At 69.7% G+C, this 25,048-nt stretch carries 13 protein-coding genes; 10 read left to right on the top strand and 3 right to left on the bottom strand.

Features of this window, described 5'->3' with window-relative positions; translation table 11 throughout:
- Positions 1 to 387: 387 nt before the first annotated feature.
- From R5W23_RS20660 to R5W23_RS20625, 8 genes are all read left to right on the top strand, one after another.
- A complete protein-coding gene (locus R5W23_RS20660; protein WP_010044691.1) occupies positions 388 to 597 on the top strand; it encodes a carbon storage regulator in 210 nt (69 codons plus the stop codon).
- Between the two features lie 321 nt (positions 598 to 918).
- Positions 919 to 2,085, top strand: a complete 1,167-nt coding sequence (locus R5W23_RS20655; protein ID WP_261187240.1) for an ROK family transcriptional regulator — start codon at positions 919 to 921, stop codon at positions 2,083 to 2,085.
- 208 nt (positions 2,086 to 2,293) lie between these two features.
- Positions 2,294 to 6,634, top strand: coding sequence for a PVC-type heme-binding CxxCH protein (locus tag R5W23_RS20650; RefSeq protein WP_320687924.1), 4,341 nt, complete (start codon positions 2,294 to 2,296; stop codon positions 6,632 to 6,634).
- 191 nt (positions 6,635 to 6,825) lie between these two features.
- A complete protein-coding gene (locus R5W23_RS20645) occupies positions 6,826 to 9,375 on the top strand; it encodes a PSD1 and planctomycete cytochrome C domain-containing protein (protein ID WP_320687923.1) in 2,550 nt (849 codons plus the stop codon).
- Positions 9,376 to 9,411: 36 nt separating this feature from the next.
- Entirely contained in the window at positions 9,412 to 9,693 is a 282-nt protein-coding gene (locus R5W23_RS20640; RefSeq protein WP_320687922.1) for a hypothetical protein, read from the top strand.
- A gap of 89 nt (positions 9,694 to 9,782) precedes the next feature.
- Positions 9,783 to 11,753: a TIGR02996 domain-containing protein gene (locus R5W23_RS20635; RefSeq protein ID WP_320687921.1), complete on the top strand. Its 1,971-nt coding sequence runs from the start codon at positions 9,783 to 9,785 to the stop codon at positions 11,751 to 11,753.
- 43 nt (positions 11,754 to 11,796) lie between these two features.
- Positions 11,797 to 13,257 carry a DUF1501 domain-containing protein gene (locus R5W23_RS20630; protein WP_320687920.1) on the top strand — a complete coding sequence of 487 codons (1,461 nt, stop codon included), beginning with the start codon at positions 11,797 to 11,799 and terminating at the stop codon, positions 13,255 to 13,257.
- A gap of 70 nt (positions 13,258 to 13,327) precedes the next feature.
- Positions 13,328 to 14,434, top strand: a complete 1,107-nt coding sequence (locus tag R5W23_RS20625; RefSeq protein WP_320687919.1) for a DUF6268 family outer membrane beta-barrel protein — start codon at positions 13,328 to 13,330, stop codon at positions 14,432 to 14,434.
- Positions 14,435 to 15,096: 662 nt separating this feature from the next.
- Here the strand turns inward: R5W23_RS20625 and R5W23_RS20620 are convergent.
- Together R5W23_RS20620 and R5W23_RS20615 are read right to left on the bottom strand one after the other, a co-directional pair.
- Positions 15,097 to 15,906, bottom strand: a complete 810-nt coding sequence (locus tag R5W23_RS20620) for an RNA methyltransferase (protein ID WP_320687918.1) — start codon at positions 15,904 to 15,906, stop codon at positions 15,097 to 15,099.
- Positions 15,903 to 16,754 (bottom strand): hypothetical protein, encoded by an 852-nt coding sequence (locus R5W23_RS20615; RefSeq protein ID WP_320687917.1) that lies wholly within the window; start codon positions 16,752 to 16,754, stop codon positions 15,903 to 15,905. Before R5W23_RS20615 ends, R5W23_RS20620 begins: the two co-directional genes overlap by 4 nt.
- A 239-nt stretch (positions 16,755 to 16,993) precedes the next feature.
- Between R5W23_RS20615 and R5W23_RS20610 the strand changes: the two genes are divergently transcribed.
- A complete protein-coding gene (locus tag R5W23_RS20610; protein ID WP_261187249.1) occupies positions 16,994 to 17,935 on the top strand; it encodes a HEAT repeat domain-containing protein in 942 nt (313 codons plus the stop codon).
- Positions 17,936 to 18,294: 359 nt separating this feature from the next.
- The gene (locus R5W23_RS20605) at positions 18,295 to 23,091 is read left to right on the top strand and encodes a hypothetical protein (protein ID WP_320687916.1); all 4,797 of its coding nucleotides are present in this window, start codon (positions 18,295 to 18,297) and stop codon (positions 23,089 to 23,091) included.
- A 481-nt stretch (positions 23,092 to 23,572) separates the two neighbouring features.
- On the opposite strand, the gene gnd is transcribed toward R5W23_RS20605, so the two are convergent.
- Positions 23,573 to 25,045, bottom strand: a complete 1,473-nt coding sequence (gnd, locus tag R5W23_RS20600) for a decarboxylating NADP(+)-dependent phosphogluconate dehydrogenase (protein WP_010044592.1) — start codon at positions 25,043 to 25,045, stop codon at positions 23,573 to 23,575.
- Positions 25,046 to 25,048: the final 3 nt, after the last annotated feature.

Below are 25,048 nucleotides of genomic sequence, written 5' to 3'. Positions count from 1 at the left end.
ATTCTTGGCCGCTTACAGAACTAGGGACACGAGCCGGGTGACAGATTGGCGCCCGACCAAAATAGGTCTTCGGGTACGTGTCTTGTCGCTAGTGCGTCTGCTTGCGGCGTGGTTGGAAGAATTTTGCAGGTGGTACGATACCGTCCATGAGCCTGTAGCATTTTCGCCGACTCGACTGGGTGACGTGACGCGATTCGGCTCGCAATGTGGGTTGCGCCTAGTGTTCACGTGTATCGGTGAGTGCTGCGCCCATTATGACGGCGGTGCGCTCGGCGTCCCCAGGTGTCGAAACACCAATTCGTAGCGCGCCGCAACTCCCGACAGAATCATGACGTAGAATTGGGGAGCGTTTTACGGACGAGTGACGCACAACGGAGGGACGCGACCATGCTCGTTCTCAGTCGCAAACTGGGTGAAAAGATCTTCATCGGCGACAACATCTGCATCACGGTTGTTGACATCGACCGCGGCAAGATTCGGCTCGGAATCGAGGCCCCGCGGGACGTGCCCATCTACCGGCAGGAGCTGCTGCCCTTGGAACAGCAAAAGCAGCGCGCCGACGCGGCCGGACAGCCGAACGTGCCGACCGTCTCCTGACGGATTCGGTTCGCTCGTCCGAACGCTCCCTTGCGGCGGTCGCCCTTCTCCGGAAGGGCGACCGCCGCGGGCGTTTTAACCCTTCCGTTTTGAAGCAGCACAGCGGTCTCGACCAAGGAGCCGAAGTGTGAAGGCTCGCCCGCACCGCGACCCGCTGGCAAATCCTAATAAATAAGCGACTAAATACGATCTGTTTCGCTGCATTTGCAGCGTCCGCGGTCTCACAACTCATTTCTAAGCGTGGTTTACTAAAGCCCCTTTACAAACAGTAGCAGCTCGGGTATCCTGGCTGTCAACAAACACAGACGGGACGCGCGAAGGATGTCCGCGATCACCACGATTCGGCCGGCGCTGGTCGGAAAGCTGAACGAGCGCCAGGTGCTGCGCGTCATCCAGTTGCGGGGGGGGCTCTCGCGGGCGGAGGTGGCTCGCGAAAGCGGGCTCAGCGCGCCGACCGTGTCGAAGGCGGTCGCGTCCCTCATTAAGGCCGGGCTGCTCGAAGAGACCGTCGCGACGGAACTCGCCCGCGGCCGGCCGGCCCCGAAGCTGCGGCTCGCGACCACCTCCGCGCAGGTGCTCGGGGTGACGATCGATGTCGTTCACTGCGAGGTCGTGTCTGCGGGCCTCGACGGGGCGCTCCGCGACGACGCGATCACCGTCCCGACGCCCGCGACCTACCCGGAACTGCTCGACGCCCTTGAAGGTGCGGCGAAGACGCTCATGGCCCGGCCCGGGGTGGCCACGCTCGGGCTCGGCGTGAGCCTCCCGGGGCTGGTCGATTACCGGAAGGGGTGCGGGGTGCTGTCGCCCAACGTGGCGATCACCGACAACCACTGCCCCGCGGCGGACCTGACCGAGCGGCTCGGGATCGAGTGTACGGTGCTCCAGGAGTCGCACGCACTGTGCCTCGCCGAGCGGCACTACGGTCTCGCAAAAGGGCTCGACGATTTTGCACTTTTGGACGTTGGCGCCGGCGTCGGTTTAGGGATCATGAGCGGCGGGCGCCTTTTAAAGGGACGGTCGGGCCTGGCGGGCGAGATCGGGCACTTCACCGCGGTGCCGGTGGGCGGGCGGCGGTGCGGGTGCGGCAACACCGGGTGCCTCGAAACCGTCGCCAGCGACTCCGCGCTGGCGTGGCTCGCGTCGCAAAAGCTCGGCCGCGCGGTGAACGTGGACGAGGTGATCGACCTCGCGAAGTCCGGGGCCGTTGACCTCCGCGCGGAGCTGCGCGAGGTGGCGGGGTTCGTGGCCGTCGGCGTGGCGGCGGTGATCAACCTGTTCAACCCGGCAACGGTGTTCATCCACACGCCCCTCTTTGAAATCGACGAGGCCCTCTTCGACACGGTGGTCGGGCGGGCGCGCGAGCGGGCGCTGCCGCCGTCGTTCGCGGACTGCACCGTTGTGCGTGCGAAAGGGAGCAAGCGGCAGGGGGCCGTCGCGGGGATCATTCAGCACCTGACCGATTCGGTAGCACCGGAACTGGTGTAAAGACGGAAGATCGAGTGGCCACAAGGGCGCACAACGGACACAAAAAGAAACCAGGAACCAAGAGATTGCGGGGCCGACGCGACCGACGCGAGTCGGCCTGTTGTTCGAGCCCGTTAAATCCTGTTAATCTTGTCTGCTTCCGGTTCCCGGCTGTTGGACTCGTTGTGCTTGTTGGTGGCTCTTGCTTTCTCTCTCGCTTGGAGCAACCATGCGTGCCTTGCTCTCCCTGATCGCGCTCGCGCTCGCGGCGCCGGTCCTCACGGCGGCCGACCCGCCGAAGCTGAACGTCCTGTTCCTGGGCGACGCCGCCGGGCACCGGCCCGCGGACCGCTTCAAACAGCTCCAGCCCGTGTTCGCCAAGCGCGGCATCGAGCTGACCTACACCGACAAGCTCGACGACCTGAACGCGAAGACGCTCGGCGGGTACGACGCGCTCATGATCTACGCCAACCACACGAAGATCTCCGAGGAGCAGGAGAAGGCCCTGCTGGAGTACGTGGAGGGCGGCAAGGGGTTCGTGCCGGTCCACTGCGCGAGCTACTGCTTCCTGAACTCGCCGAAGTACGTCGCGCTGGTCGGGGCGCAGTTCCGCAGCCACGGCACCGGGACGTTCCGCACCGAGACCGTTAAGGCCGACCACCCGATCATGCAGGGGTTCAAGAGCTTCAGCAGTTGGGACGAGACCTACGTCCACACGAAGCACAACGAGCAGGGCCGCACGGTGCTGGAGGTGCGCGCCGAGGGCGACCTGAAGGAGCCGTGGACGTGGGTCCGCGAGCAGGGCCGGGGCCGCGTGTTCTACACCGCGTGGGGCCACGACGCCCGCACCTGGAGCCACGAGGGGTTCCACAACCTCCTCGAGCGCGGGTTGCGGTGGGCGGTGAAGCAGGACCCGGCGGCGGTGGGGGCCTACTTCGACGCCCCGGAGATGACGAAACTCCCGAAGGACGTGAAGCCGTTCGAGTACGTGGACGCGAAGGTGCCGTTCTACCCGGCCCGGGGCGAGCGCGGCGGCCCGCTCTCGAAGATGCAGAAGCCGCTCCCCGTCGAGGAGAGCCTGAAGCACATCAGCACCCCGGTGGACTTCCAGGTCAAGGTGTTCATCACCGAGAAGGAGCTGGGCGGGAAGCCGATCGCGACCACCTGGGACGAGCAGGGGCGGCTGTTCGTGTCGGTGACGGTGGACTACCCGAACGAGATGCAGCCCGCCGGGCAGGGCCGCGACAAGATCGTGGTGTGCGAGGACACCGACGGCGACGGCGTCGCGGACAAGGTGACCACGTTCGCGGACAAGCTGAGCATCGCGACCAGCCTGTTGCCCTACGCGGGCGGGCTGATCGTCCACCAGGCGCCGGTCACGCTGTTCCTGAAGGACACCGACGGCGACGGCAAAGCCGACGTGCGCCAGGAGCTGTTCCGCGGGTGGAGCACCGGCGACACCCACGCCGGCCCGAGCAACCTGCGCTACGGGTTCGACAACTGGGTGTACGGGGCGGTCGGGTACGCCGGCTTCAACGGCACGGTCGGCGGCGAGCGGCACAACTTCCGCCAGGGGTTCTACCGGTTCAAGGTGGAGCCCGCCGGCGCCGCGGACGGCCCGCTGAAGGTGACCAAGCTCGAGTTCCTCCGCAGCACGAACAACAACACCTGGGGCCTGTGCTTCGACGAGAGCGGCGAGCTGTTCGGCAGCACCGCGAACGGGTGCCCGCTGGTCCACATGCCGATCCCGAACCGCTACTACGAGAAGGTGAAGGGCCTCGCGCCCACCGTGCTGCAAAACATCGCGGCCGACAACCACATCGAACCGATCACCGAGAAGGTGCGGCAGGTGGACTGGCACGGCGGGTTCACCGCGGCGTCGAACATCGCGGTGTACACCGCCCGCACGTACCCGCGCGAGTACTGGAACCGGACCGCGTTCATCTCGGAACCGACCGGGCACCTGACGGCGACCATGACCCTTCAGCCGGCGGGGATGAGCTTCCGGGGCAAGTACGGCTGGAACCTGGTCGCGAGCGACGACGAGTGGTGCGCCCCGATCGACGCGCAGGTCGGTCCGGACGGGCACGTGTGGGTCGTGGACTGGTACGCGTTCATCGTGCAGCACAACCCGACCCCTGCGGGCTTCCGGAACGGCAAGGGGAACGCCTACGAGACCGAACTGCGCGACAAGGTCCACGGTCGCATCTACCGCGTCGTGTACACCAAGGCGAAGGACGAGAAGCCGTTCACGCTGAAGGGCGCGACGCCCGAAAAGCTGGTCGCGACGCTGAAGCACCCGAACATGACGTGGCGGCTGCACGCCCAGCGGCTCCTGGCGGCGAGCGCGGCGCCCGAAATCGTCGGGGCGCTCATCAAGGCGCTGGGCGACAAGTCCGTTGACGAGACCGGCAACAACCCGGGCGCGGTCCACGCGCTCCACACGCTGGCGGCGCTCGGCGCGCTCGACGGCAAGAACGAGGACGCGGCGAAGGCGGTCCTCGCGGCGCTGGCGCACCCGTCGGCGCCGGTCCGGACGGCCGCGTTCGCGGTGCTCCCGCGCGAGGACAAGTGGTTCGCGCAGATCCCCGCATCGGCCCTCGCCGACGCCGACGCGAAGGTGCGCCGGGCCGGGCTCCTGGCGCTGGCGGAGCTGCCGCAAGGTGGCACGGGTTCGGCGTTCGCGCTGCCCCGGCTGGTGGCGGCCACCGGGGACGCCGACGCCAACTCGCCGGCGCTGCTGGCCGCGGTCGCGCGGCACTCCCGGGCGCTCCTGGCCGGCGCGGCCGACCTGCCCGACCGCGCGGCGCTGCTGCCGCTGGTGGAGACCGCCGCCCGGGCGCTCGCCGACGCCGACGCCGACGGGTTGCCGGCCGTGCTAGCGGCCGCGGCCCGGGCGAAGCCGGCGGTGGCCGAGCGGATCGTGGCCGGGCTCGCCGCCGGGTGGCCCGCGGGCCGCGCCGCCGCGCTCACCGCGGCCGAAGAGGAGGCCGTCGGGAAGCTGCTCGGCACGCTCCCGGGGGCGTCGCGCGGGCGGCTGGTCAAGCTCGCCTCCACGTGGGGCGTGAAGGGCATCGAGGCCCAGCTCGCGGAACTCACGAAGGCCGCGTTCGCCACCCTGGCCGACGCCAGCGCGAAGGACGCCGACCGCGTCGCCGCGGCGCAGCAGGTGATCGAGTTCCGCCCGAACGACGACGAGGCCGCGGCCAAGCTGCTCGCGGCGGTGGCCGCGGACGCCTCCCCGGCGCTGGCCGGCGGAATCTTCGAGGCGCTCGGACAATCTAAAGCCAAGGGCGCGACGGTCGCGGTGGTCGCGAAGCTGAAAGACCTGCCGGTCGGGGTGCGGTCCGCGGCGCTGCAACTGGTGCTCGCGAAGACCGACTCCACGAAGGCGTTCCTCGACGCCGTCGAGAAGGGGCAACTGCGGTTCGACCTGCTGGCGCTCGACCAGCGGCAGGCGCTCGCGTCGCACCCCGACAAGGAGATCGGCGCGCGTGCCCGCAAGATCCTCGAACTGGGCGGCGGCCTCCCGAACGCCGACCGGCAGAAGGTGATCGAGGAGCTGAAGACGGCGCTGGTGCGGACCGGCAACGTCGAGAACGGCAAGAAGATGTTCGTCACGCACTGCGCGAAGTGCCACAAGCACGGCAGCGAGGGGACCGCCATCGGGCCGGAGCTGACCGGGTTCGGCGTCCACCCGCGCGAGGAGCTGATGATCGCGATCCTCGACCCGTCGCGCAGCGTGGAGGGCAACTTCAAGCTGTACCGCCTGACGACGGTCGACGACCGCACCGTGATCGGCATCCTGGGGGCACAAACCGGAACGTCGGTGGAGCTGATCGACGCCGAGGCCAAGCGGCACCAGTTCGCGAAGGCCGATATCGTGAGCATGCGGGAGACCGACAAGTCGCTCATGCCCGAGGGCTTCGAGAAGGTGATGAAGCCCGAGGAGCTGACCGACCTGCTGGAGTTCCTGGGGCAGAAGGGCAAGTACGTCCCGCTGCCGCTGGACAAGGCGGCGACGGTGGTCAGCACGAAGGACATGTTCTTCGATGCCGGCGGCGCCGCGGAGCGGCTCGTGTTCCCGGACTGGAAGCCCAAGACGTTCGACGGCGTGCCGTTCGTGCTGGTGGACCCGCAGGGCGACAAGGTGAAGAACGTCGTCCTGCTGAACGGGCCGAACGGCGTCGTGCCGCCGAAAATGCCCAAGAGCGTGTCGCTGCCGTTCAACGGCAAGGCGAAGGCGGTCCACCTGCTGAGCGGCGTGGGCGGGTGGGCGGCCCAGCAGCCGGCGCGGAACGGCCCGGTGAGCATGACCGTGCGGCTCACCTACGACGACGGCAAGACCGAAGACCACGCGCTCCGCGACGGGGTCCACTTTGCCGATTACATTGGCAAGTTCGACGTGCCGGGGTCGAAGCTCGCGTTCACCCTGCGGGGCGGGCAGCAGGTCCGCTACCTGAGCGTGACCCCGAACCGCCCGGACGCCGTGGTGAAGACGATCGAACTCGTGAAGGGCTCCGACCGCTCGGCGCCCATCGTGGTGGCGGTGACCGTCGAAACGCCGTGAGCCGATTGGGACCGCGGACCGCCCGAGCCCCGGGCTGTCCGTGGTGCCACCACCGAGCGCCCAAGAGCGCGCCGCCCGAATCGCCCTGTGCGGCCCGGGCGGCGCCCCCGAGAATAACCGGGAGAGTGCCCCTCCCCGGCGCGACTGGCCCACCGATTACGCAATCGCCCCCCGCCTGCCGGACCCACGCCATGACCTCACGCATCTCACGCACGCTCGCGCTCACCGGCTTCGCCGCGGCGCTGGTCGCGTTCGCCGGCGGGTTCCGCTCCCGCGCGGCCGACGACAAGGCGGCCGAGCCCGCGCCGAAGTTCACCGCCGCGCAGGTGAACTTCTACGAGAAGGAGGTGCTGCCGGTGCTCACGCAGCACTGCCTCAAGTGCCACGGCGCCGACCCGGCAAAGCTGAAGGGCGAGTTCAACCTCGCCACCCGCAAGGGCGTGCTCGCCGGCGGGGAGAGCGGCCCGGCGGTCGATCTCAAGGCGCCCGCGGACAGCCTGCTGCTCAAGACGATCCACTACAAGGACGACGCGGCCAAGATGCCCCCGAAGGGCAAGATGCCCGACAAGGACATCGCGATCATCGAGAGGTGGGTTAAAGAAGGGCTGCCGGTCCCGGCGGACCGGCTCGGCGGTGCCGAGAAGGCCGCGCACAAGGGCGTCGTCACCGAAGAGGCCAAGAAGTACTGGGCCTACCAGCCCGTCACGCGCCCGGCCGTGCCGGCGGTGAAGGACGCGGGGTGGGTGAAGACGCCGATCGACGCGTTCGTGCTGGCGAAGCTCGAAGCGAAGGGGCTGAAGCCGGTCGCGCCCGCGGAGAAGGCGGCGCTGATCCGCCGCGCCACATACGACCTCACCGGGCTGCCGCCGTCCCCGGAAGAGGTGGACGCGTTCGTCGCGGACCGGTCGCCCGACGCCTACGAGAAGCTGATCGACCGGCTGCTGGCCTCCCCGCACTACGGCGAGAAGTGGGGCCGGCACTGGCTCGACGTGGTGCGGTTCGCGGAGACCAACGGGTACGAGCGCGACGGCCCGAAGCCGTTCGCGTGGCGGTACCGCGATTACGTCATCAAGAGCTTCAACGACGACAAGCCATACGACCAGTTCGTGAAGGAGCAGCTCGCGGGTGACGAGGTGCCGGGCTACAACCCCGACGCGGTGATCGCGACCGGGTTCTACCGGCTCGGCATCTGGGACGACGAGCCGGCCGACCCGCTGCTGGCCGTGTTCGACGGGTACGACGACATTGTGTCCACGGTGGGCCAGGGGTTCCTGGGCACCACCTTCAACTGCGCCCGGTGCCACGACCACAAGGCGGACCCGATCCCGGCCGCGGACTACTACAAGCTGGTCGCGTTCTTCCGGGACATCAAGCCGTACTCCGAGAACCGGGACGTGCGGTCCGCGAACAGCCTTTCGGACATCACCCCGCCGGAGCAGCGCGCGAAGTACGAGGAGGACCTCAAGAAGCGCATGGCCCGGGCGGCCGAGATCAAGAAGCTGATGGAGGAGATCGAGGAGAACGTCATCAAGACGCTGCCCGCGGAGGACCAGCGCGCCTCCGAAGGACCCGACCGGCCGCAGGTGATCGAGCGGAAGGTGGTCCCGGCCCTCAAGGGTGCGGTGAAGGACGGGTACGCGGCGCTCAAGAGCGAGCGCGCGGAGCTGGAAAAGCGGACCCGCCCGGCGGGCCAGCAGCTCGCGCTGTCGGTCAACAACTGCGAACGGACCCCGCCCACCACGCACATCCTGGTGCGCGGCTCGCCGCAGGCGAAGGGCAAGGAAGTGAAGCCCGGGTTCCCGGAGGTGCTGGGGCTGCCGGAGCCCGAGATCGCGCCGCCCAAGCCGGGCCAGAAGTCGAGCGGCCGGCGCACCGTGCTGGCGAACTGGATCGCGTCGAAGGACAACCCGCTCACCGCCCGGGTGATGGCGAACCGGGTGTGGCAGTACCACTTCGGCCGCGGGATCGTGGACAGCGCCAACGACTTCGGCAAGCTCGGCTCGGCCCCCACGCACCCCGAGCTGCTCGACTGGCTCGCTCAGGAGCTGACGGGCGGCGAGTGGAAGCTGAAGCGGCTCCACAAGCTCATCATGATGTCGAGCGTGTACCAACTGTCGGCCCGGGCCGACGCCGGCAACCTGAAGGCGGACCCCGCGAACAACCTCCTGTGGCGGTTCAACATGCGGCGCCTGTCGGGCGAGGAGGTGCGCGACTCGATCCTGGCGGTGAGCGGCGCGCTGAACCTGAAGATGGGCGGCCCGAGCACCTACCCGAAGATCCCGAAGGAGGTGCTGGCGGGCCAGTCGGTGCCGGGCCAGGGCTGGCCTACATCGCCGCCGGACGAAGGGAACCGGCGCAGCGTGTACGCGCACGTCAAGCGGTCGCTGCGGGTGCCGATCCTGGTCGGGTTCGACCAGCCGGACCCAGACTCGAGCTGCCCGGTGCGGTACGTGACCACGGTGCCCACGCAGTCGCTCGGGCTGCTCAACGGCGAGTTCGCCAACGAACAGGCCGAGGCGTTCGCGAAGCGGCTCCAGAAGGAGGCGCCCGACAACGTGGCGGCCCAGATCGCCCGCGCGGTGCGCCTCACCACCGGGCGGGTGCCGTCGGCGGACGAGGTGAAGGCGGACGCCGCGTTCATCGCCCAGTTGAAGGAGAAGCACAAGCTGAGTGACGCCCAGGCGCTCACGCGGTACGCCCTGCTGTGCCTGAACGCCAACGAGTTCGTTTACCTGGACTGAGCCGCACCTGTTACGATGCGAACAGGAGGGCCGCGCATGACGTTCCCGATTTTTGTGACGCAGTCCAACGGCACGTTCACGGCGAGCGTGCTCGGGGCGCCGCAGGTGGCGGCCGAGGGCGCGACGAAGGATCAGGCGGTCGCGGCCGTCACCGCGCAACTTCAGACCCGCGTGACGGCGGGCGAGGTGGTGCTGGTGACGGTCCCGCCGCCCGCGCCGCCACGGTATACGGATGACGAAATCGCGCTGATGCGAGAGATGTGTGACGAGATCTACCGGGAGCGCGACGCCCAGAAGGCTGCGGAGTTTCCGGAATGACGGCGCTCGACACCGACCGTAATACGCGAGCCTGCGATTACGCCCAGGTGACCGGACTGACCCTCGACGTGTGGATTTGATCCGACGCCATGACCACCGACCGCGAATCGCTGCTGGCCGCCATCGTCGCCCATCCGGGCGAGGACACGCCGCGCCTTGCGCTTGGGGACTGGCTCGACGAGCACGGGAGTCCAGCCGATCGGGGGCGGGCCGAGTTTATCCGCCTCCAGTGCGCGTTGGCGGGCGCGCTGAAAGCCCCGCGGCACAAGAACAAGATGCCGTTCCAGTTCGACCGCGACGCCGAGGCTCTTGCGCTCGACGGGCGCGACGATCTGTTGCCCGTGTTGGCCCGGTGCCGCGATCTGTACCAAGAACATTTCGCTGCGTGGCACGAGGAACTGCTCCCGGGGGCTCCTCGTGCGCTCGAAGAAGTGGTATTCCACCGCGGGTTCCCCGTCGTTCTGCCGCTGACGGTGTCCAATTTCGTCGGTCATGGCGAGCGGTTGCTGCGCACGAACCCGGTCGAAACGGTTCACTTACAGGAGTTCTTCGACCCCGCGACTTTGCCCGCCGCACCGGACCGGCGCGATGGCTCGCTGTCCGAGCGGATGATCGCGATCCGTCAGTGGATTGACGACCGGCGGGCGGCGGAACAGAACGCCGACCGGACGCCCGCGGCGGCGGCGGTTGCCGGGTGCGCGCACCTCGCGAGCGTTCGCAGGCTCGATGTGTCGCTCAACGACCTGGGTTCCGCGCCTCTCGCCCTCTTGCTTGGGTCCGAACAACTCGGGAAGGTGGTCGAACTCGACGTCAGCAGCAACCGGGTCGGGCCGGCCGGCGCCGCGAGTGTTGCCGGCTGCGAAAAGTTGCGCGGGCTCGAGAGCCTGTCGTTCTGGTTTGGGGGCATCGGTACGCAAGGCGCTCTCGCGCTCGCGGAGTCCCCGCACCTCAGTTCGCTGCGCGAGCTCCAGCTCTATGCGAACGGCTTGAGCGACGCCGGGCTCATCGCTCTGGCCGGGGCACAATCGTTCGGGCGCCTGGAGGTATTAGGCGTCGGTTACAACCAGTTCGGGGTCCGCGGGCTGCACGCGCTGGCGCACTCGCCGTCCTTGCCGCGCTTGACCGACCTCGACCTGCGGGCCAACGAGTTCGGCGACGCGGGGTGTGAGGTGCTGGCGCGCTCGCCGCTCGCGCCGCGGTTGACGGAACTGCGGATCGCGACCAACCGGCTTACCGCGGCCGGGGTGCGGCACCTCGCGTCGGCGGCACTCGCGGGGCTGGAATCGCTCGACCTTCTGGGGCAAGACGCGCACCCCAATGACATCGGCGCGGGCGGCGCGGACGCGCTTGCGGTTTCGCCGCACACGACCAAGCTTCGCGACCTGGACCTGACCCAAACCGAACTTGGGGATGACGGGGCCGCTGCACTCGCGACCGGCCCGGGGTTGACCGGTCTCAACGTGCTCACTTTGGGCCGCAACCGCATCGGTCCGGCGGGCGCTCGTGCGCTGGTCGCCACCGGCAAGTTCGTCGGCCTTCGCAAGCTGGTGCTGGAAGAGAACCCGCTCGGCCCGACCGGCGCGGCGACGCTCGCGGCAGCTCGTTTCGCCCGGCTCAGGTACCTCGATGTCGAAAAGTGCGAACTCGGTGACGACGGGCTGCTCGCGCTGATTCGGGCGGACTGGTTCAACGGCCTCGTCTCGCTGCGTTTGAATCAGAACGGGATCACTGACCGGGCGGCGGTGGAGTTGGCACGCTCACCCGCGCTCGCGCGGCTGACGAGCTTCGACCTGTCCGGCGGGGTGGGCGACGACACCGCCGCGGTGCTGGCGGCGTCTCCGCACGCGGCCAACCTGCGGTGGCTGAGCATCGGCGAGAACCTGACTGACGACGGGTGTCGGGCGCTGGCCGCGTCGCCGCACCTGGACCGGGTAGAAACGCTGATCCTGACCGAGAACGAGCACACCACCCCGGCCGGGCGCCGGCCCCTCTGGGACCGGTTCGGCTCTCGGCTCGTGTTCGGCGGCGTGAGCCGCGAACGAGACCTTGCGGGCGCATAACGCTCTTGATTTCTGAACTCACCGACAACTGAGGACGAAATAAATGACCCCCAACGCCGACCAGTTCTGCCGCCGGACGCGCCGCGAACTCCTGTGGGAGACCGGGGCCGGGTTCGGCGCGCTCGGCCTCACCGGGCTGTTCCACAACGACCGGCTGCTGGCGAACGAGGCGCCGAAGTCCGCGGGCACCACGTTCACGAACCCGATGGCGCCCAAGGCCCCGATGTACCCGGCCAAGGCGAAGGCCGTCATCTTCCTGTTCATGTACGGCGGGCCGAGCCAGGTCGACACGTTCGACGAGAAGCCCGAACTGGCCCGGCTCGACGGGAAGACCATCCCGGTGAAGACGTTCGGCCGCGGCGGGCACAAGAACACCGGGCGCGTCGTCGGGCCGAAGTACGCGTTCAAGAACTACGGCAAGTGCGGCAAGCGGGTCAGCGACCTGTTCCCCAACGTGGGGCAGTGCGTGGACGACATCGCGTTCATCCACTCCATGTACGCCGAGTCGCCGATCCACGGGTCCGGCCTGCTCATGATGAACAGCGGGCGGCTCCTGTCCGGCAGCCCGTGCCTCGGGAGCTGGGTCACCTACGGCCTGGGGAGCGTGAACGAGAACCTGCCCGGGTTCGTGGTGATGCTCGACCACAGCGGCGGCCCGATCAACGGCCCGAAGAACTGGTCCAGCGGGTACATGCCGGCCGCGTACCAGGGCGTGCAGATCCGCGCCGACAAGACCCCGATCCACGACCTCGCCGTGGCCGAGGGGATGACCCGCGCGCAGCAGCGGGACCTGCTCGACCGGCTCAAGGAGAAGAACCAGGAGCACCTCGCGGCGCGCCAGGACAACAGCGAGCTGGTGGCCCGCATCGCGAGCTACGAGCTGGCGTACAAGATGCAGGAGCACGCCCCCGAGGCCGTGGACTTCGCCAAGGAGACCGAGGAGACGAAGAAGCTGTACGGGATGGACGACAAGAAGACGGAAGACTTCGGCCGGAAGTGCCTGCTGGCCCGGCGGCTGGTGGAGCGCGGCGTGCGGTTCATCCAGATCTACTCCGGCGGCAACCACAACGACCACAACTGGGACGCGCACGGCGACCTGGTGAAGAACCACTCGCTGCACGCCGGCGCAACGGACAAGCCGATCGCCGGGCTGCTCACCGACCTGAAGCGCCGCGGGCTGCTGGACAGCACCGTCGTGATCTGGAGCGGCGAGTTCGGCCGCCAGCCGACCGCGGAGTACGCCCAGGGCACCGGCCGCGACCACAACGCCTACGGGTTCACCTCGTGGCTGGCCGGCGGCGGGATCAAGGGCGGCGTGAGCGTGGGGACGACGGACGAGCTGGGCAACTTCGCGGTGGACGACCGGTTCCACGTCAAGAACCTGCACGCCACCGTGCTGCACCAGATGGGGCTCGACCCGAACAAGCTCACGTACTTCTACGGCGGGCTCGACCAGAAGCTGGTCGGCGTTGAAGGGGCCGAGCCGATCAAGCAGATCATCTGAGCCTTGCGGTTGCACGCCCGCCCCGCCGCCCGTATAGCCCCGCCCGGCGATCCGGTCGCGGGGCTTTTTCATGCGCGGTGCGTGGCTGCTGGTGGGTGTCGTCGCGTGCGGCGGGTTACGCGCGTCGGCTCAACCGCCGCCGGTCATTGGACTGCCGGTCGAGCCGGCCGCGCCAAGTGGTCCGCCGGTCGAGGTGCCGAGCGTCCTGCCGGCCGAGCAGCCCGCCCCGCGCCCCGAAGAGCCGCCCCGCCCGCGCCGCGACGACTTCGGCATCGGGGGATTCGGCGGGTTCGGCGCGGGCGGGGCGACCGGCGCGCCGGGGTACAACGCGGCGTACTACCCCACGCGCCCGACCGGCGGGGGCGGCACCGACCTCGGGCTCGTGCGCCAGAACCTGTCGTTCGGCGCGCCGGTCTGGCGCGACGGCGGCGACGCGCTGATCCTGACGGGCGCCGTGCGCAACACCGTGTTCTTTACCGACGCGGTGCTGCCGGCCAGCCGCCGGCCGTTCCCCGACACCCTCTGGAACGTGAACCTCGGCCTCGCCTACACGCACAAGTTCGAAAACGGGTGGACCGCGGGCGGAACGGTCGGGGTCGGCTCCGCGAGCGACAAGCCGTTCAACAGCATCAACGAGATGACCGCGAACGTGTCCGCGTTCCTGCGCGTCCCGGCCCGCAACGACCGCGACTCCTGGATGTTCGGGGTGTTCTACTCGCCGGTTGGGAACCTCAACTTTCCGGTCCCGATCGTCGCCTACCTGTGGAACCCGTCGGACCGGCTGCGGGTGAACATCGGGCTGCCGTTCTCGGTCACCTGGCGGCCGACCGACGATCTCACTCTCAGCTTCTCCTACGTGCCGGTGGTGAACGTGAACGCCCGGGTGACGTACCGGGTCGCCGAGCGGGTGTCGGTGTTCGGCGGGTTCGAGTGGCTGAACGAGGCGTACCTGCTCGCGAACCGGGCGGACGACCGCGACCGCTTCCTGGTTCTCGAGAAGCGGCTGCTGGGCGGGGTGCGGTGGGACGTGTGGGAGCGGGGGGCGGTGGAGTTCAACGCCGGGTACGCGTTCGACCGCGAGTTCGGCGTCGGGCGGAACGCGACGGGCAACCTGCGCGACCGCGTGGACGTGGACCCGGGCGCGTTTCTGGGTGTGAGTTTGCGGCTGCGGTTCTGACGCCCCGAACCGTCGTCGGCGCGGGGGGCCGTGTCATCTGCCGGGCACCGGCGCCGCGCGTGCCCGGCGGTGTGCTGCCGAACCCGCCGCATGTCGAGTGGCGATGTTACGACTCACGATCCGGTTGTCAGTTGTGCGTCACCCGCCTGCTGACGCGGTGAGGAGCAACCGCCGCCTTACCGAGCGGTCCGTCTTTAACCGGATCTGGTATGCGTGCGGCCCGCGGAGCGAACGGGCCGCATCGTTCAGACGGGGTTCGCTGTCGGCCCGCGCAAGGCCGTCACGCGGAGCCGTGCTCTGGGGGAACTGATTGGGCATCAACGGGACATTCGCTGGCGTCTGAGGGGCGTTTTGCTGGCAATTCGCTGGGTGGATCGCTACCCAGGATTCGCCACCCCCGGACCCCCAATGGGGTTTTCGGAATCAGCCGAGCGCGGCCCCTGTCGCCGCGCGACATTGGGTCGCAACATTTTTCCCGAATGTCACTTGCGGCTGAATCAGGCCGAACGAACGTCGTCACTTCCTTCCCATGAAACCGGGGCGTTGGCCCGCCTGCCATCAGCTCAATGAGGGGCGCCGCTGCGCCGCAGCGGAAAAGCGGGACGAGAAAACATCCCGCGTGCCGACCCGTTCAACGCATTGAACGTGAGCGTAGCATGACTTCACCCGTCGGACTTGTCGCGGCTATCCGCTTCGGGCGCGTCGCCCGCGCCGTCGCGTTTCATCTGGCGCGAGGCCCACAGCAGTTGCCGCGCGAGCCCGTGCAGGATCTTCACTTCCTGCGGGGTTGGCATCGCCCGGCCGACGAGCTGGCGGATGGCGTGCATCAGCGAATCGCCCTTCTCGCCGAACAGGTAGCCCACTTCGGTGAGCGCGTGCCGCAGGTGCTCGAACATCCGGTCCTGGTCGGCGAACGGGGCCACCGCGCGCGCGGGGATCTCGGGCTTGCCGCGGGCGTCGTTGAGCCGCTTCGACCACGCTTTCCGGAACTCGTAGCAGCAGATCGCGACCGCCTGCGCGAGGTTGAGCGAGCCGGACGCGGGGTCGGACGGGACGTTCACCAGCCCGTGGCAGCGGCCGATCTCCTCGTTGCTCAGCCCGTGCGGCTCCGGGCCGAACACGATCGCCACCGGGCCGGACTCGGCCGCCGCGAGCAACTCGGGCATCTGCTCGGCCGCGGTGCCGATCGTTCCGGAGCGGAACACGCCCGCGGTGAGCGAAGAGGTGGCGAGGGAGAACACGCAGTCGGAGAGCGCGGCGCCGAGGTCGGGCACCACGCGGGCGGCGTCGAGCACCGCGAGCCCGTGCGTCGCCATCCGGCGGGCGTCGAGGTCGCCGGTGGACGCGTAGGGCGCGACCAGCACGAGGTCGGACAGGCCGAAGTTGCGCATCACGCGCGCGGTGGCGCCGAGGTTGCCCGCGTAGTGCGGGCGCACCAGAACCACGCGGCACCGGGTCAGGAGGTCGGTCATGAAGCAATTTTAGTCCCGCCCGGAACGACCGGCGCGGAAGTGGCTGCGGGCGCGGGCGCCGGGGCCGGCTTGGGCGCGGCCCGGTTGAACCGGAACAGCAGCGGCATCAGCACCAGCATGGTGACGAGGGTGCCCACCGCGGTCAGCCCGAGCGCGTGCGCGAGCGAGTACCGCAGCACCGGCCACGTCACCACCATCCACAGCACCAGCAGCAGGAAGTTCAGGAGGAGGGCCAGAACCACGGTCTTGTTGCTCGGCACGAACAGGGTGCCCATTTGCACCGCCTCGACGTACCGGCTGCCGTTCTCCTCGTTGAACCGCCGCTCGGGGGTGTAGCTCTTCGACTTGCCGCCCGCGGTCTCCTTGACGAGCGCGTTGTAGCGCACGGGGGCCGGGTCCTCCGGCCCTTTCAGGCGGATCGCCCCGGTCATGAACGACCCCGAGTTGTCGCTCCCGTTCATGATGAACGGCTCGCCGGTGCCCTCGCGGAGGAACTGGGTGCCGCCCGGGGCGCGTTTGAACTTCACGACCTCTTCGACCGTCTTGCCGCTCGCGTCGGTCCGGAGCGCGCCGGCCACCGCCGGCCACCGCACCGCCTCGAACTCGGTGAACTCGGCCGTGCTGTACGGGGCGAAGTTGAAGAACGTGTCGTACCGTCCGGGGTTCGATTTGTCGAGCGCCGCCCATAGGGTAATGAACCCGCCGAGCAGGAGGCCCCCGACCGCGGCCCGCACCGGCAGCCGCGACGCCGCCTCCTGGTACAGGTACCCCTGCGCCACGATGGAGACGCCCAGGAACAGCGCGGTCAGGCCACCGGTCAGCAGCACGAACACCAGGAGCAACGTCACGGCGGCCTCGCCCGGAGGGACTTCGGAACGGTTCGGAACTCCAGAGCCGGGGGCGTTCCCGCAGGCCCTCGGCCGGGTTCTGCGCCCCGACCGACGCCAACACGCTATCCGCGCGGCCCGCGCGGGGCAAGGGGCGGGCGGCCCGAGACCGCGGTTGACCTCCCCCCGGCGGGTCGCTATTCCGGCCGCACGCCAAGCGATCTTCGGTTGCTCACGCCCGTCCGCGGGCCGGGGGAAATGTGTACCGGGCACTGACCATTGCCTCCGCGGCCGTCGCGGCCCTGTTGCCGACCGGCTGCGCCAGCATGTGGGACGCGGTCACCAGCCGCCAGTTCCGCGAGGCCCCGTACAAGACGGTCCGCAACGTGGTCGTGCCCGAAGACCCCGAGACGGTGCTCCGCGGCGGCCCGGACCGCACCGGCGACGACCGCGCCAAGGCGATGCACCGGCTCAAGGAGCCGGCCCGCAACGGCGGCTCGCAGGAGGACCAGGACCAGATGCTGGAGATCCTCACCCGCGCCGCGACCGCCGACCCCAGCCCGGTGCTGCGGTTCGCGGCCATCGAGGCGCTCGGGCGGTTCGAGGACGAGCGCGCGATGAAGGTGCTCATCAGCGCGTACCAAACGGCCGACGGGTTGACCGAAGCGGAGCGGGCGGCGCCGAAGCCCGCGGCGGAGCGGTCCGCGGTGGTGCCGGCCGGGGCCAGCGCCGGCCGGCTGCCGACCCGCACGGGGCTGGAGATCGGTCCGCTCAAGGGGCCGGCCGGGTACGCGCCCGACACCGTCGCGGCCCTGCGGTGCCGGTGCCTGGAGTCGCTCGGGCGGACCCACAAGCCCGAAGCCGCCCGGTTCCTGGCGCTGGTGGTGGGCGCGGGCGGGGCGGACGCGTCGGCGCCCGGCGGCGACGACCCCGAGGTGCGCCAGGCCGCGGTGCGCGGGCTGAGCGAGTGCCGGCAGCCCGAGGCGGTGGTGGCGCTGGCGGAAGTGCTCAAGCAGCAGGCCGGGAAGGACGTGGTGCTGGCCCGGCAGTCGCACGCGGGGCTCGTGAAGCTGACGGGCAAGCGGCTCCCGCCGGACCCGCAGCAGTGGAACGAGGTCGTCCAGGCCGGCGTCACGATCGCCCCCGAGCCGAGCTGGTTCGAGAGCACCATCCAGAACGCGACCTTCTGGCAGAAGAAGTGATCGCACGGACCGAGCCACGACCGTTTCAGGGGCGCGCGAGACGATCCTCGGCGCCCGACCCCCATCTCTTCGACGTTCCGTCGGCTCTCGCTCGCTTGCGCCGACCGTGCGGGTCGCGCCGATCGGCGCGAGTCAATCAATAGCGCAAGATCCGGAAGCGGTGGCGAAACCGGACGAACGGGCAAAGGCCGCGGGTTCCGACGGTTCGGTCGGCCGCAGCGGAAAAGCGGAGAAAAATCCGCCCGCCCGGGCGCGTCACAGCCCGACAACGGTTAACATGTCGAAAATACGCGCTCGCGGCCCGCGGCCGTGGAACCCCAGTCGAACCCGTGGCTCCCCGCACGCACGGAGCAGCACCCATGTCGAACCCCGCCGATCCGAACAACCCGAACCCGAACGACCCGCATTCGCCCGACCACGCGGCGCAAAACGAGGACGCGAACACGGGCACGGGCTCGCGGTTCGAGTTCACACTCCCTGAAGACGCGGACACGTTCAACAAGCTGCCGCCGATCCCGTCCCCGGACTTTGCCAGCGGACTCGGGCTCGCGCCGCCGGCGCCGCCCAACCCGTTCGGGTTCGGCACGCCCGGGAGCCGCGGCTCGTTCGGCGATTTCGGCCTGCCGCCGGTGCCCGAAGTGGCACTCGAACCGGTACCCGCCGAGGACACGTTCGAGCTGCCCGAGTTGTCGGCCGAAGCGGGCGACTCGGCCGCCCTTTTAACGCCCCCGGACGTTCAACCGCTCGAGCCGCCGCTCCACCTCGAGTCGGCCGACCTGCCCGGGGTGGCGGACCTTGAGCAGCCGATCGCCGACTCGTTCGAGCTGCCCGAGCCGCCGGTCGCGCCGGCGCCGGATCACATGGCGCTCGCCGAAATCGATCTGAGCGACGCGACACTGGAAGCGCTTCCGGTCGCGGACGACGCCCACGCGGAGCCGATCCCGGTCGCCGAACTCGAGGAGCTGCCCGACGGTTCGTCCGTTGCCCTTGGGGGAGGGGCGCTTCAAACCGGTTCGGTCGGGAGCGTGCCGGACGTGAACGCCCTGCGCCCCGCCCAGCCGGCGTCGAACGGGTCCACCGCGGAGCTGCCGCGGGCCTCGCTGAACCCAGCGGATGCGCGCGGCAGCTCGTTCGAGTTCGAGCTCCCCTCCAGCGTCAACACTTACAGCGAGCTGCCGCCGGTCCCCGGGCCGGACGAGCTCGGGTCGAAGAGCGATTTCGGCACGCTCCCGCCGCGCCCGCCGGCGGCCCCGCGTGACGCCTCGTTCGACTTCATTAACGTGGGCAGCCGGGGCTCGTTCGCCGACCTCGACGCGGTCGCGAAGGGCCGGGCGGAGTCGGATTCGGCGGTCGGGCTCGGGAACGTGGAACCGGTCGAGCCGGTGGCCCCTGTGTCCGGGTGGCTCGACCCCGAATCGCACCTGTCGGCCGCGCCGCACCCCGACGCGGTGGGCACGTCGGACATTTTCGCCGCGCCCGCTCCCCCCGCCGAGCCGTCCGAAACGTCCGACGTGTTGGCCGCGACCTCCGGGTCTCCTCCGCCGTTCGAGGTGGTAGCGCCGCCGGAGCCGCTCGGCGGTGCGCTCCACGAGGGCGACGACTTCAGTGATCTGCCGCTGGCCGAGGTCGACGACGCCCCCGAGAGCGTGGACCTGCACGCGCTGCGCGGCGACGACGAATCGATCCACGACATGCCGGCGCCGGACGCGGGCGGGCCGCTGTTCGATTCGGGGCAACTCGTCAACGCGCCGGACCTGCCCCCGGGAGCCGACGACGAGCCGGATTACGGCGCGCCGCCGGCGCTCACCCCGGATGCGTCCAGCATCCTCGCCGACCTGAGTGCCCCGGACTTCACACTGGACGATGCGTCGTCCGTGCAGGTCGAAGCTCCCGGGATGGAGCGCACGCTGGGCAGCGGGCCGTCCGAGGCCGCATTCGAGCTGACGGTGCCCGACGAGCCCATTTCGGCCGATCTGTTCGAGGGCGCCGACGAGGGCGACGGGGCCGCCGGTTGGGCCGGGCGCCACGACGCCGAGCCGACCGACCTCGATTTGCTCGACGACGAGCTACCGCTTTCAGCGGCCCCGTCGAGCATCTTCTCCGGATCAGCCGGCGCCCGGGACGCCGGCAACAAGAGCGGGAAGCGCAGTGCCCCCCCGGTGCCGCCGGACGCAACCGTCGCGGCGGAGCCGCTCGGCACCGGCTCGAAGAACCGACCCGCCGTGCCGAACATCGACTCGCGCGATTTCGAGCTCCCGGGAGTGAAGGGCGGACCCGCGGACGACGAGGCCGGGCAGATCGACTTCGAGATGAGCGACGCGGACGACGGCGAGCACACGCGCGCCGCGCCGAAGGATGTCTCCCTGTCCGCGATCATTCGTGACGAACTGCCGGACGACTCCGAAGAGATGAGCACTCGGGTCGCCCCCCGCCGCGGTCCGAACCCGGACGACGAAACCCGGCCGCCCGAGGTGAGCCTGGACTACTTGTCCGAATCGACCGAGGGGTCGGCGCTCGCGCTGCCGCTTCAGGCCGGGGCGCCCGCGAAGGGCAAGGCGAAGGACAAGGGCAAGAAGAGCCGGCCCGTGGTTTCGGACGAGCCGGACACCGTCACCAAGCCGACGAAGGTGGCCCCGGCGCGGCTCGCGAACGCCGACGAGACCGGGACCGAAGAGAGCGTCGTCTCGGGCAAGAAGGGGAGCGGCCTGCTCATCGGCGCGCTGTTCGGCGCGCTGGCCGCCGGCGGGGCGTGGGCCGGGGTGTACTTCGGCGACGTGATCCCGAACGCGCGGCCGGGCTCGGGGACCGCGCCGGTCGCACAGAACGGCACCAAGCCGGCCGGCCCGGCGCCGGCCGCGCCGGCCGGGCCGGTTGCGCTCGACCCGCAGGCCGCGTTCGCCGCGGGCGCTACCGCGAAGGCGGTCGAGCACTATAAGACGACGCCCCCCGCGACGCTCACCGAGAAAACCGACGCGGGCTACGTGCGCGTGTTCGCCAAGGCCCAGGCGCTCGCCGCGGGGGCCACGGTGCCCGCCAACGACGCCGACCTGCTGGCGGCCCGCAAGGACCTTGAAGACGTGATCGCGCGGCCCGACGCGGCGGCCGAGCCGGGTGGCGTGGCCCGCGGGGTGAAGGCCAGCGTCGCGCTCGGCGCGTCCTACGAACTGGCCGGCGACCTCAAGGCGGCCCGCAAGGTGTACACCGAGGCGGCGGAACGGTACCCGGCCCACAAGGCCACGTTCGAGGCGCACCTCGACCGGCTCGACGCGACCGCGCCGGCGGCCCCGGGCGGCACGTCGCGCCGCCCCGCGGCGCCGGAAACGGGGCTCCTGCTGGCGACCGCGTTACTGCTCCAGGACGCGCCGGCGGCCGGCGCCGTGGAGCCCGGCGTGTACTACTGGAAGGCGGTGAAGGCCGCCAGCGCCGGTAAATACAAGGACGCCCTCGAGCTGATCGATAAGGCGAAAGAGTCGCACCAGCAGCTCGCACCCGGCTTCAGCGGTCGCGGGGTTAACGCGCTGTCCGACCCGCGCGAGCAGATCTTCGCTCGGGCCTGCGACGACCTGAAGGCGTACTGGAAGCTGCGCGGGGCGGTGTCCGGCAACCCGGACATGATCGCGGAGATCAAGAAGGACGGCGGGGCGCTGGCGAAGTCGCTCGACGCGTTCGCCAAATCGTCCGAAGCTGCCACAGCGGCCGAGAAGGACGCCGCAGCGGCCCGCGAGGCGGTCAAGAAGCTCCAGGGCGAGGTCACGAAGCTCGGCACGGACGCGAAGGCGTCCGAACAGGCCAAGCGCGAAGTCGAGACGAAGCTCGAAAAGGCCGCAACCGATTTGAGGGCCATTGAGGCGAAGCTCACAACCGCAACGGACGAACTGAAAGCCGCCGCAAAGGATGTCGAAGCGAAGCAAGGCGCCCTCGCGGCCCTGGCAGACGTGCTGAAACCGGCCGCACCGGTTCCGGACAAGTGGGGGCCGTCGGACCTGCTCGCCGCGACCAAGGCCGTCGTGGCGCGGGCGACCGGTCCGGACCTGAAGGCGCTGGTCCCCAGCGCGATGACGGCGGTCGGCGGGGGCGGGCTGACTGCGGGGCAGCTCGTGGAGATCGCCGAGCGGCTGAACAAGGCCGAGACCACCGCGAAAGAGGCGCTTGCGAAACTGACGACCGAGATCAAACGGCTCACCGACGCCCACGCGGCCGAAACGAAGAAGCTCAAGGAGGAGGGCGCGACCGAGGCGAAGACGCTCACCGACAAGTACGCGGCCGACTCGAAGAAGCTGAACGACGCACACGCCGAGGCGGTGAAGAAGATCAAGGACGGCAGCGCCGAGGAGCTGAAGAAGCTCACCGACAAGTACGCGGCCGACTCGAAGAAGCTGGCCGACGACTACGCCGCGGCGGTGGCGAAACTCAAGGACGAGCACGCGACCGCGCTCCGCGCCGAGCAGGGCAAAACGGAGGCCGAGAAGAAGAGGGCCGCGGCGCGCGAGATCGAGTTCCAAAAGCAGCTCGGGAGCGCGGTCACCCCGGGGCAGGTGATGGACCTCTGGATACCGATCCTCACCGACCTGCGCCGGGCGTCGGACGCCGGCCCGGCGCTCGCGGTGGCGCAGAAGACGATCGCGAGTTCGTCCCCGGACTCCGAGGACGCGGCCAAAGGGCAAACGGTTGCGGGCCTGGCGTACCTGATCCGGGGCGAGCTGGCGCGCGCGCGGGAGATGTTCCAGGCGGCGCGGCGCAACCCCGCGTACAAGGCCGCCGCGGGCAAGCCGTGGGCCATCGCCGCGGACACCGGGCTGGACGCGGTCACGGACCCGGCGGCGGCGTTCCGCCGGCCCGTGGTGCTCCCGCCGGTGGACCTTCGCGCCGCCGCCGGGGCGCTCAACTCCGGCATCGCGGCGTACAAAGGGGGCCGGTACGACGAGGCCGTGAGGGCGATGCTAGACGCCGTGAAGCACAACCCGGCGGACCCGGTGGCGTGGTACTTCCTGGGCGCCGCGCGGTGGGCGCGGGGGGACGAAGAGCAGGCGAAAAAGGACTTCGCGCAAGGGGCCGAGCGCGAGAAGGTCTCGACCGCCCCGAACAGCGCCACGAGCGACGCGCTGTCGCCGCTCCAGGGTGCGGCCCGTGACGCCATCGACCGCGTGCGCCCGTAAGCGGTCAACACCGGATCGGTTGGAATGCCGCCCGCTTCTGTAAGGCCGGCTCTCCGTGGAGCGAGTGACAGAAAGCACGAGCCGGCGCCTCACGAAGAGGCGCCGGCTCGTGTCTCGTTACGTTCTTCACCGAGCACGACAGATCCGCCGGTAGCTGACCCTGTTCACCCGCTCCTGGCATATGGAAAGGGTTGATCCAATCCGCCCCGCAGGACGGCCCGACTCACGTTGGCTCTCCGTCACGCGCTCGCCAATCGGAAACTAAGCACGCGGCCGAGGCTGCTTGTAACGTTTGAAAACGAGCCGCGACCGCCCGGGAGCGGGTGACGTATCCCGCTCCCGGGCGGTCGCAGCTCGTCAAAACGCGCAGCGCAACCACGGCCGCCCGCTTAGTGGACCGCGTCGCCAAACTGCGAGTGGCGGCCGGGCTCCCGGCGCCCCACGCGCGCCTGCCGCTCGAACAGGCGCGCCGGTTCGCCGCTCACACGTTGTAGGCCTTGCTGGTGGTGGTGCCGCCGCGGCCGGTCCAGTTGGTGTGGAAGAACTCGCCGCGCGGCTTGTCCAGTCGCTCGTAGGTGTGCGCCCCGAAGTAGTCGCGCTGCGCTTGCAGCAGGTTCGCCGGCAGCCGGGCCGTGCGGTAGCCGTCGTAGTACGCCAGCGCGCTGGAGATCGCCGGCAGCGGGATGCCGCTCGCCGCCGCCGCCCCGACCACCCGCCGCCACCCGGCCTGGGCCTTGCCCAACTCGCCCGCGAAGTACGGGTCCACCAGCAGGTTCACCAGCGACGGGTTCTTGTCGAACGCTTCCTTGATCTTGCCGAGGAAGGCGCTGCGGATGATGCACCCGCCGCGCCACATGAGCGCGATGCCGCCGTTGTTCAGCGTCCACCCGTTGGCCTTCGCCTGGGCGGCCATCAGCGCGTAGCCCTGGGCGTAGCTCACGATCTTCGCGGCGTACAGCGCCATCTCCACGTCCGCGACGAACTGCGCCTTGTCGGCCACCGGCTGGGCGGTCGGGCCGGCCAGCAGCGGCGCCGCGGCCACGCGCTCGGCCTTCTGGGCCGACAGGCACCGGCTGAACACCGCCTCGGCGATCAGCGTCAGCGGGACGCCGTTCTCGGTGGCGCTGTCCACGGTCCACTTCCCGGTGCCCTTCTGGCCGGCGGTGTCGAGGATCACGTCCACCATCGGCTTGCCGGTCTCAGGATCGACGAACGCGAGGATGTCGGTGGTGATCTCGACCAGGTAGCTGTCGAGCACCCCCTTGTTCCACTTGCCGAACACCTGGCTCATCTCGGCGGGGGCCATCCCGCACAGGTCCTTGAGCAGGTTGTACGACTCGCAGATGAGCTGCATGTCGCCGTACTCGATGCCGTTGTGCACCATCTTCACGAAGTGCCCGGCCCCCTCCGGCCCGACCCAGTCGCAGCACGCGGCCTCGCTGCCGTCGGTGTCCTTCACCTTCGCGGCAATGGCCTGGAAGATGGGCTTCACCTCGGGCCACGCGGACTCCTCGCCGCCCGGCATGATGCTCGGCCCCTTGAGCGCGCCCTCCTCGCCGCCGGACACGCCCGAGCCGATGAACCGGATGCCCTTCTCCTTGAGGCTCTTCATCCGGCGCGAGGTGTCCGGGAAGTGGGTGTTCCCGCCGTCGATCAGGATGTCGCCGGCTTCCAGGTACGGCAGCACGCTCTCGATGGTGTCGTCCACGGCCTTGCCGGCCTTCACCATCATCATGATCTTGCGCGGCCGCTTGATGCTGGCGACGAAGTCTTTGAGGGAGTGCGCGCCGACGAACTTCTTGCCCGCCCCGCGGCCGTTGACGAACTCGTCGACCTTGGCGGTGGTGCGGTTGTACACGGCGCACGTGAAGCCGTGCGACTCCATGTTGAGGACCAGGTTCTCGCCCATGACGGCGAGCCCGATGAGCCCGATGTCGGCGGTGGCGTTAGCCATTGC

Origin of the sequence: Gemmata algarum (assembly GCF_034097035.1) — a bacterium.
Lineage (GTDB): Bacteria > Planctomycetota > Planctomycetia > Gemmatales > Gemmataceae > Gemmata > Gemmata algarum.
Note: the sequence above shows the minus strand (reverse complement) of the source record. Positions and strands in the feature narration are given on the sequence as shown.

Bases quoted from the DNA above. Each gene is read 5' to 3' on its own strand.
- R5W23_RS20620 (WP_320687918.1), bottom strand. From the start codon at position 15,906: ATGACCGACCTCCTGACCCGGTGCCGCGTGGTTCTGGTGCGCCCGCAC.
- R5W23_RS20650 (WP_320687924.1), top strand. From the start codon at position 2,294: ATGCGTGCCTTGCTCTCCCTGATCGCGCTCGCGCTCGCGGCGCCGGTC.
- R5W23_RS20660 (WP_010044691.1), top strand. From the start codon at position 388: ATGCTCGTTCTCAGTCGCAAACTGGGTGAAAAGATCTTCATCGGCGAC.
- R5W23_RS20625 (WP_320687919.1), top strand. From the start codon at position 13,328: ATGCGCGGTGCGTGGCTGCTGGTGGGTGTCGTCGCGTGCGGCGGGTTA.
- gnd (WP_010044592.1), bottom strand. From the start codon at position 25,045: ATGGCTAACGCCACCGCCGACATCGGGCTCATCGGGCTCGCCGTCATG.
- R5W23_RS20640 (WP_320687922.1), top strand. From the start codon at position 9,412: ATGACGTTCCCGATTTTTGTGACGCAGTCCAACGGCACGTTCACGGCG.
- R5W23_RS20655 (WP_261187240.1), top strand. From the start codon at position 919: ATGTCCGCGATCACCACGATTCGGCCGGCGCTGGTCGGAAAGCTGAAC.
- R5W23_RS20645 (WP_320687923.1), top strand. From the start codon at position 6,826: ATGACCTCACGCATCTCACGCACGCTCGCGCTCACCGGCTTCGCCGCG.
- R5W23_RS20630 (WP_320687920.1), top strand. From the start codon at position 11,797: ATGACCCCCAACGCCGACCAGTTCTGCCGCCGGACGCGCCGCGAACTC.
- R5W23_RS20605 (WP_320687916.1), top strand. From the start codon at position 18,295: ATGTCGAACCCCGCCGATCCGAACAACCCGAACCCGAACGACCCGCAT.
- R5W23_RS20635 (WP_320687921.1), top strand. From the start codon at position 9,783: ATGACCACCGACCGCGAATCGCTGCTGGCCGCCATCGTCGCCCATCCG.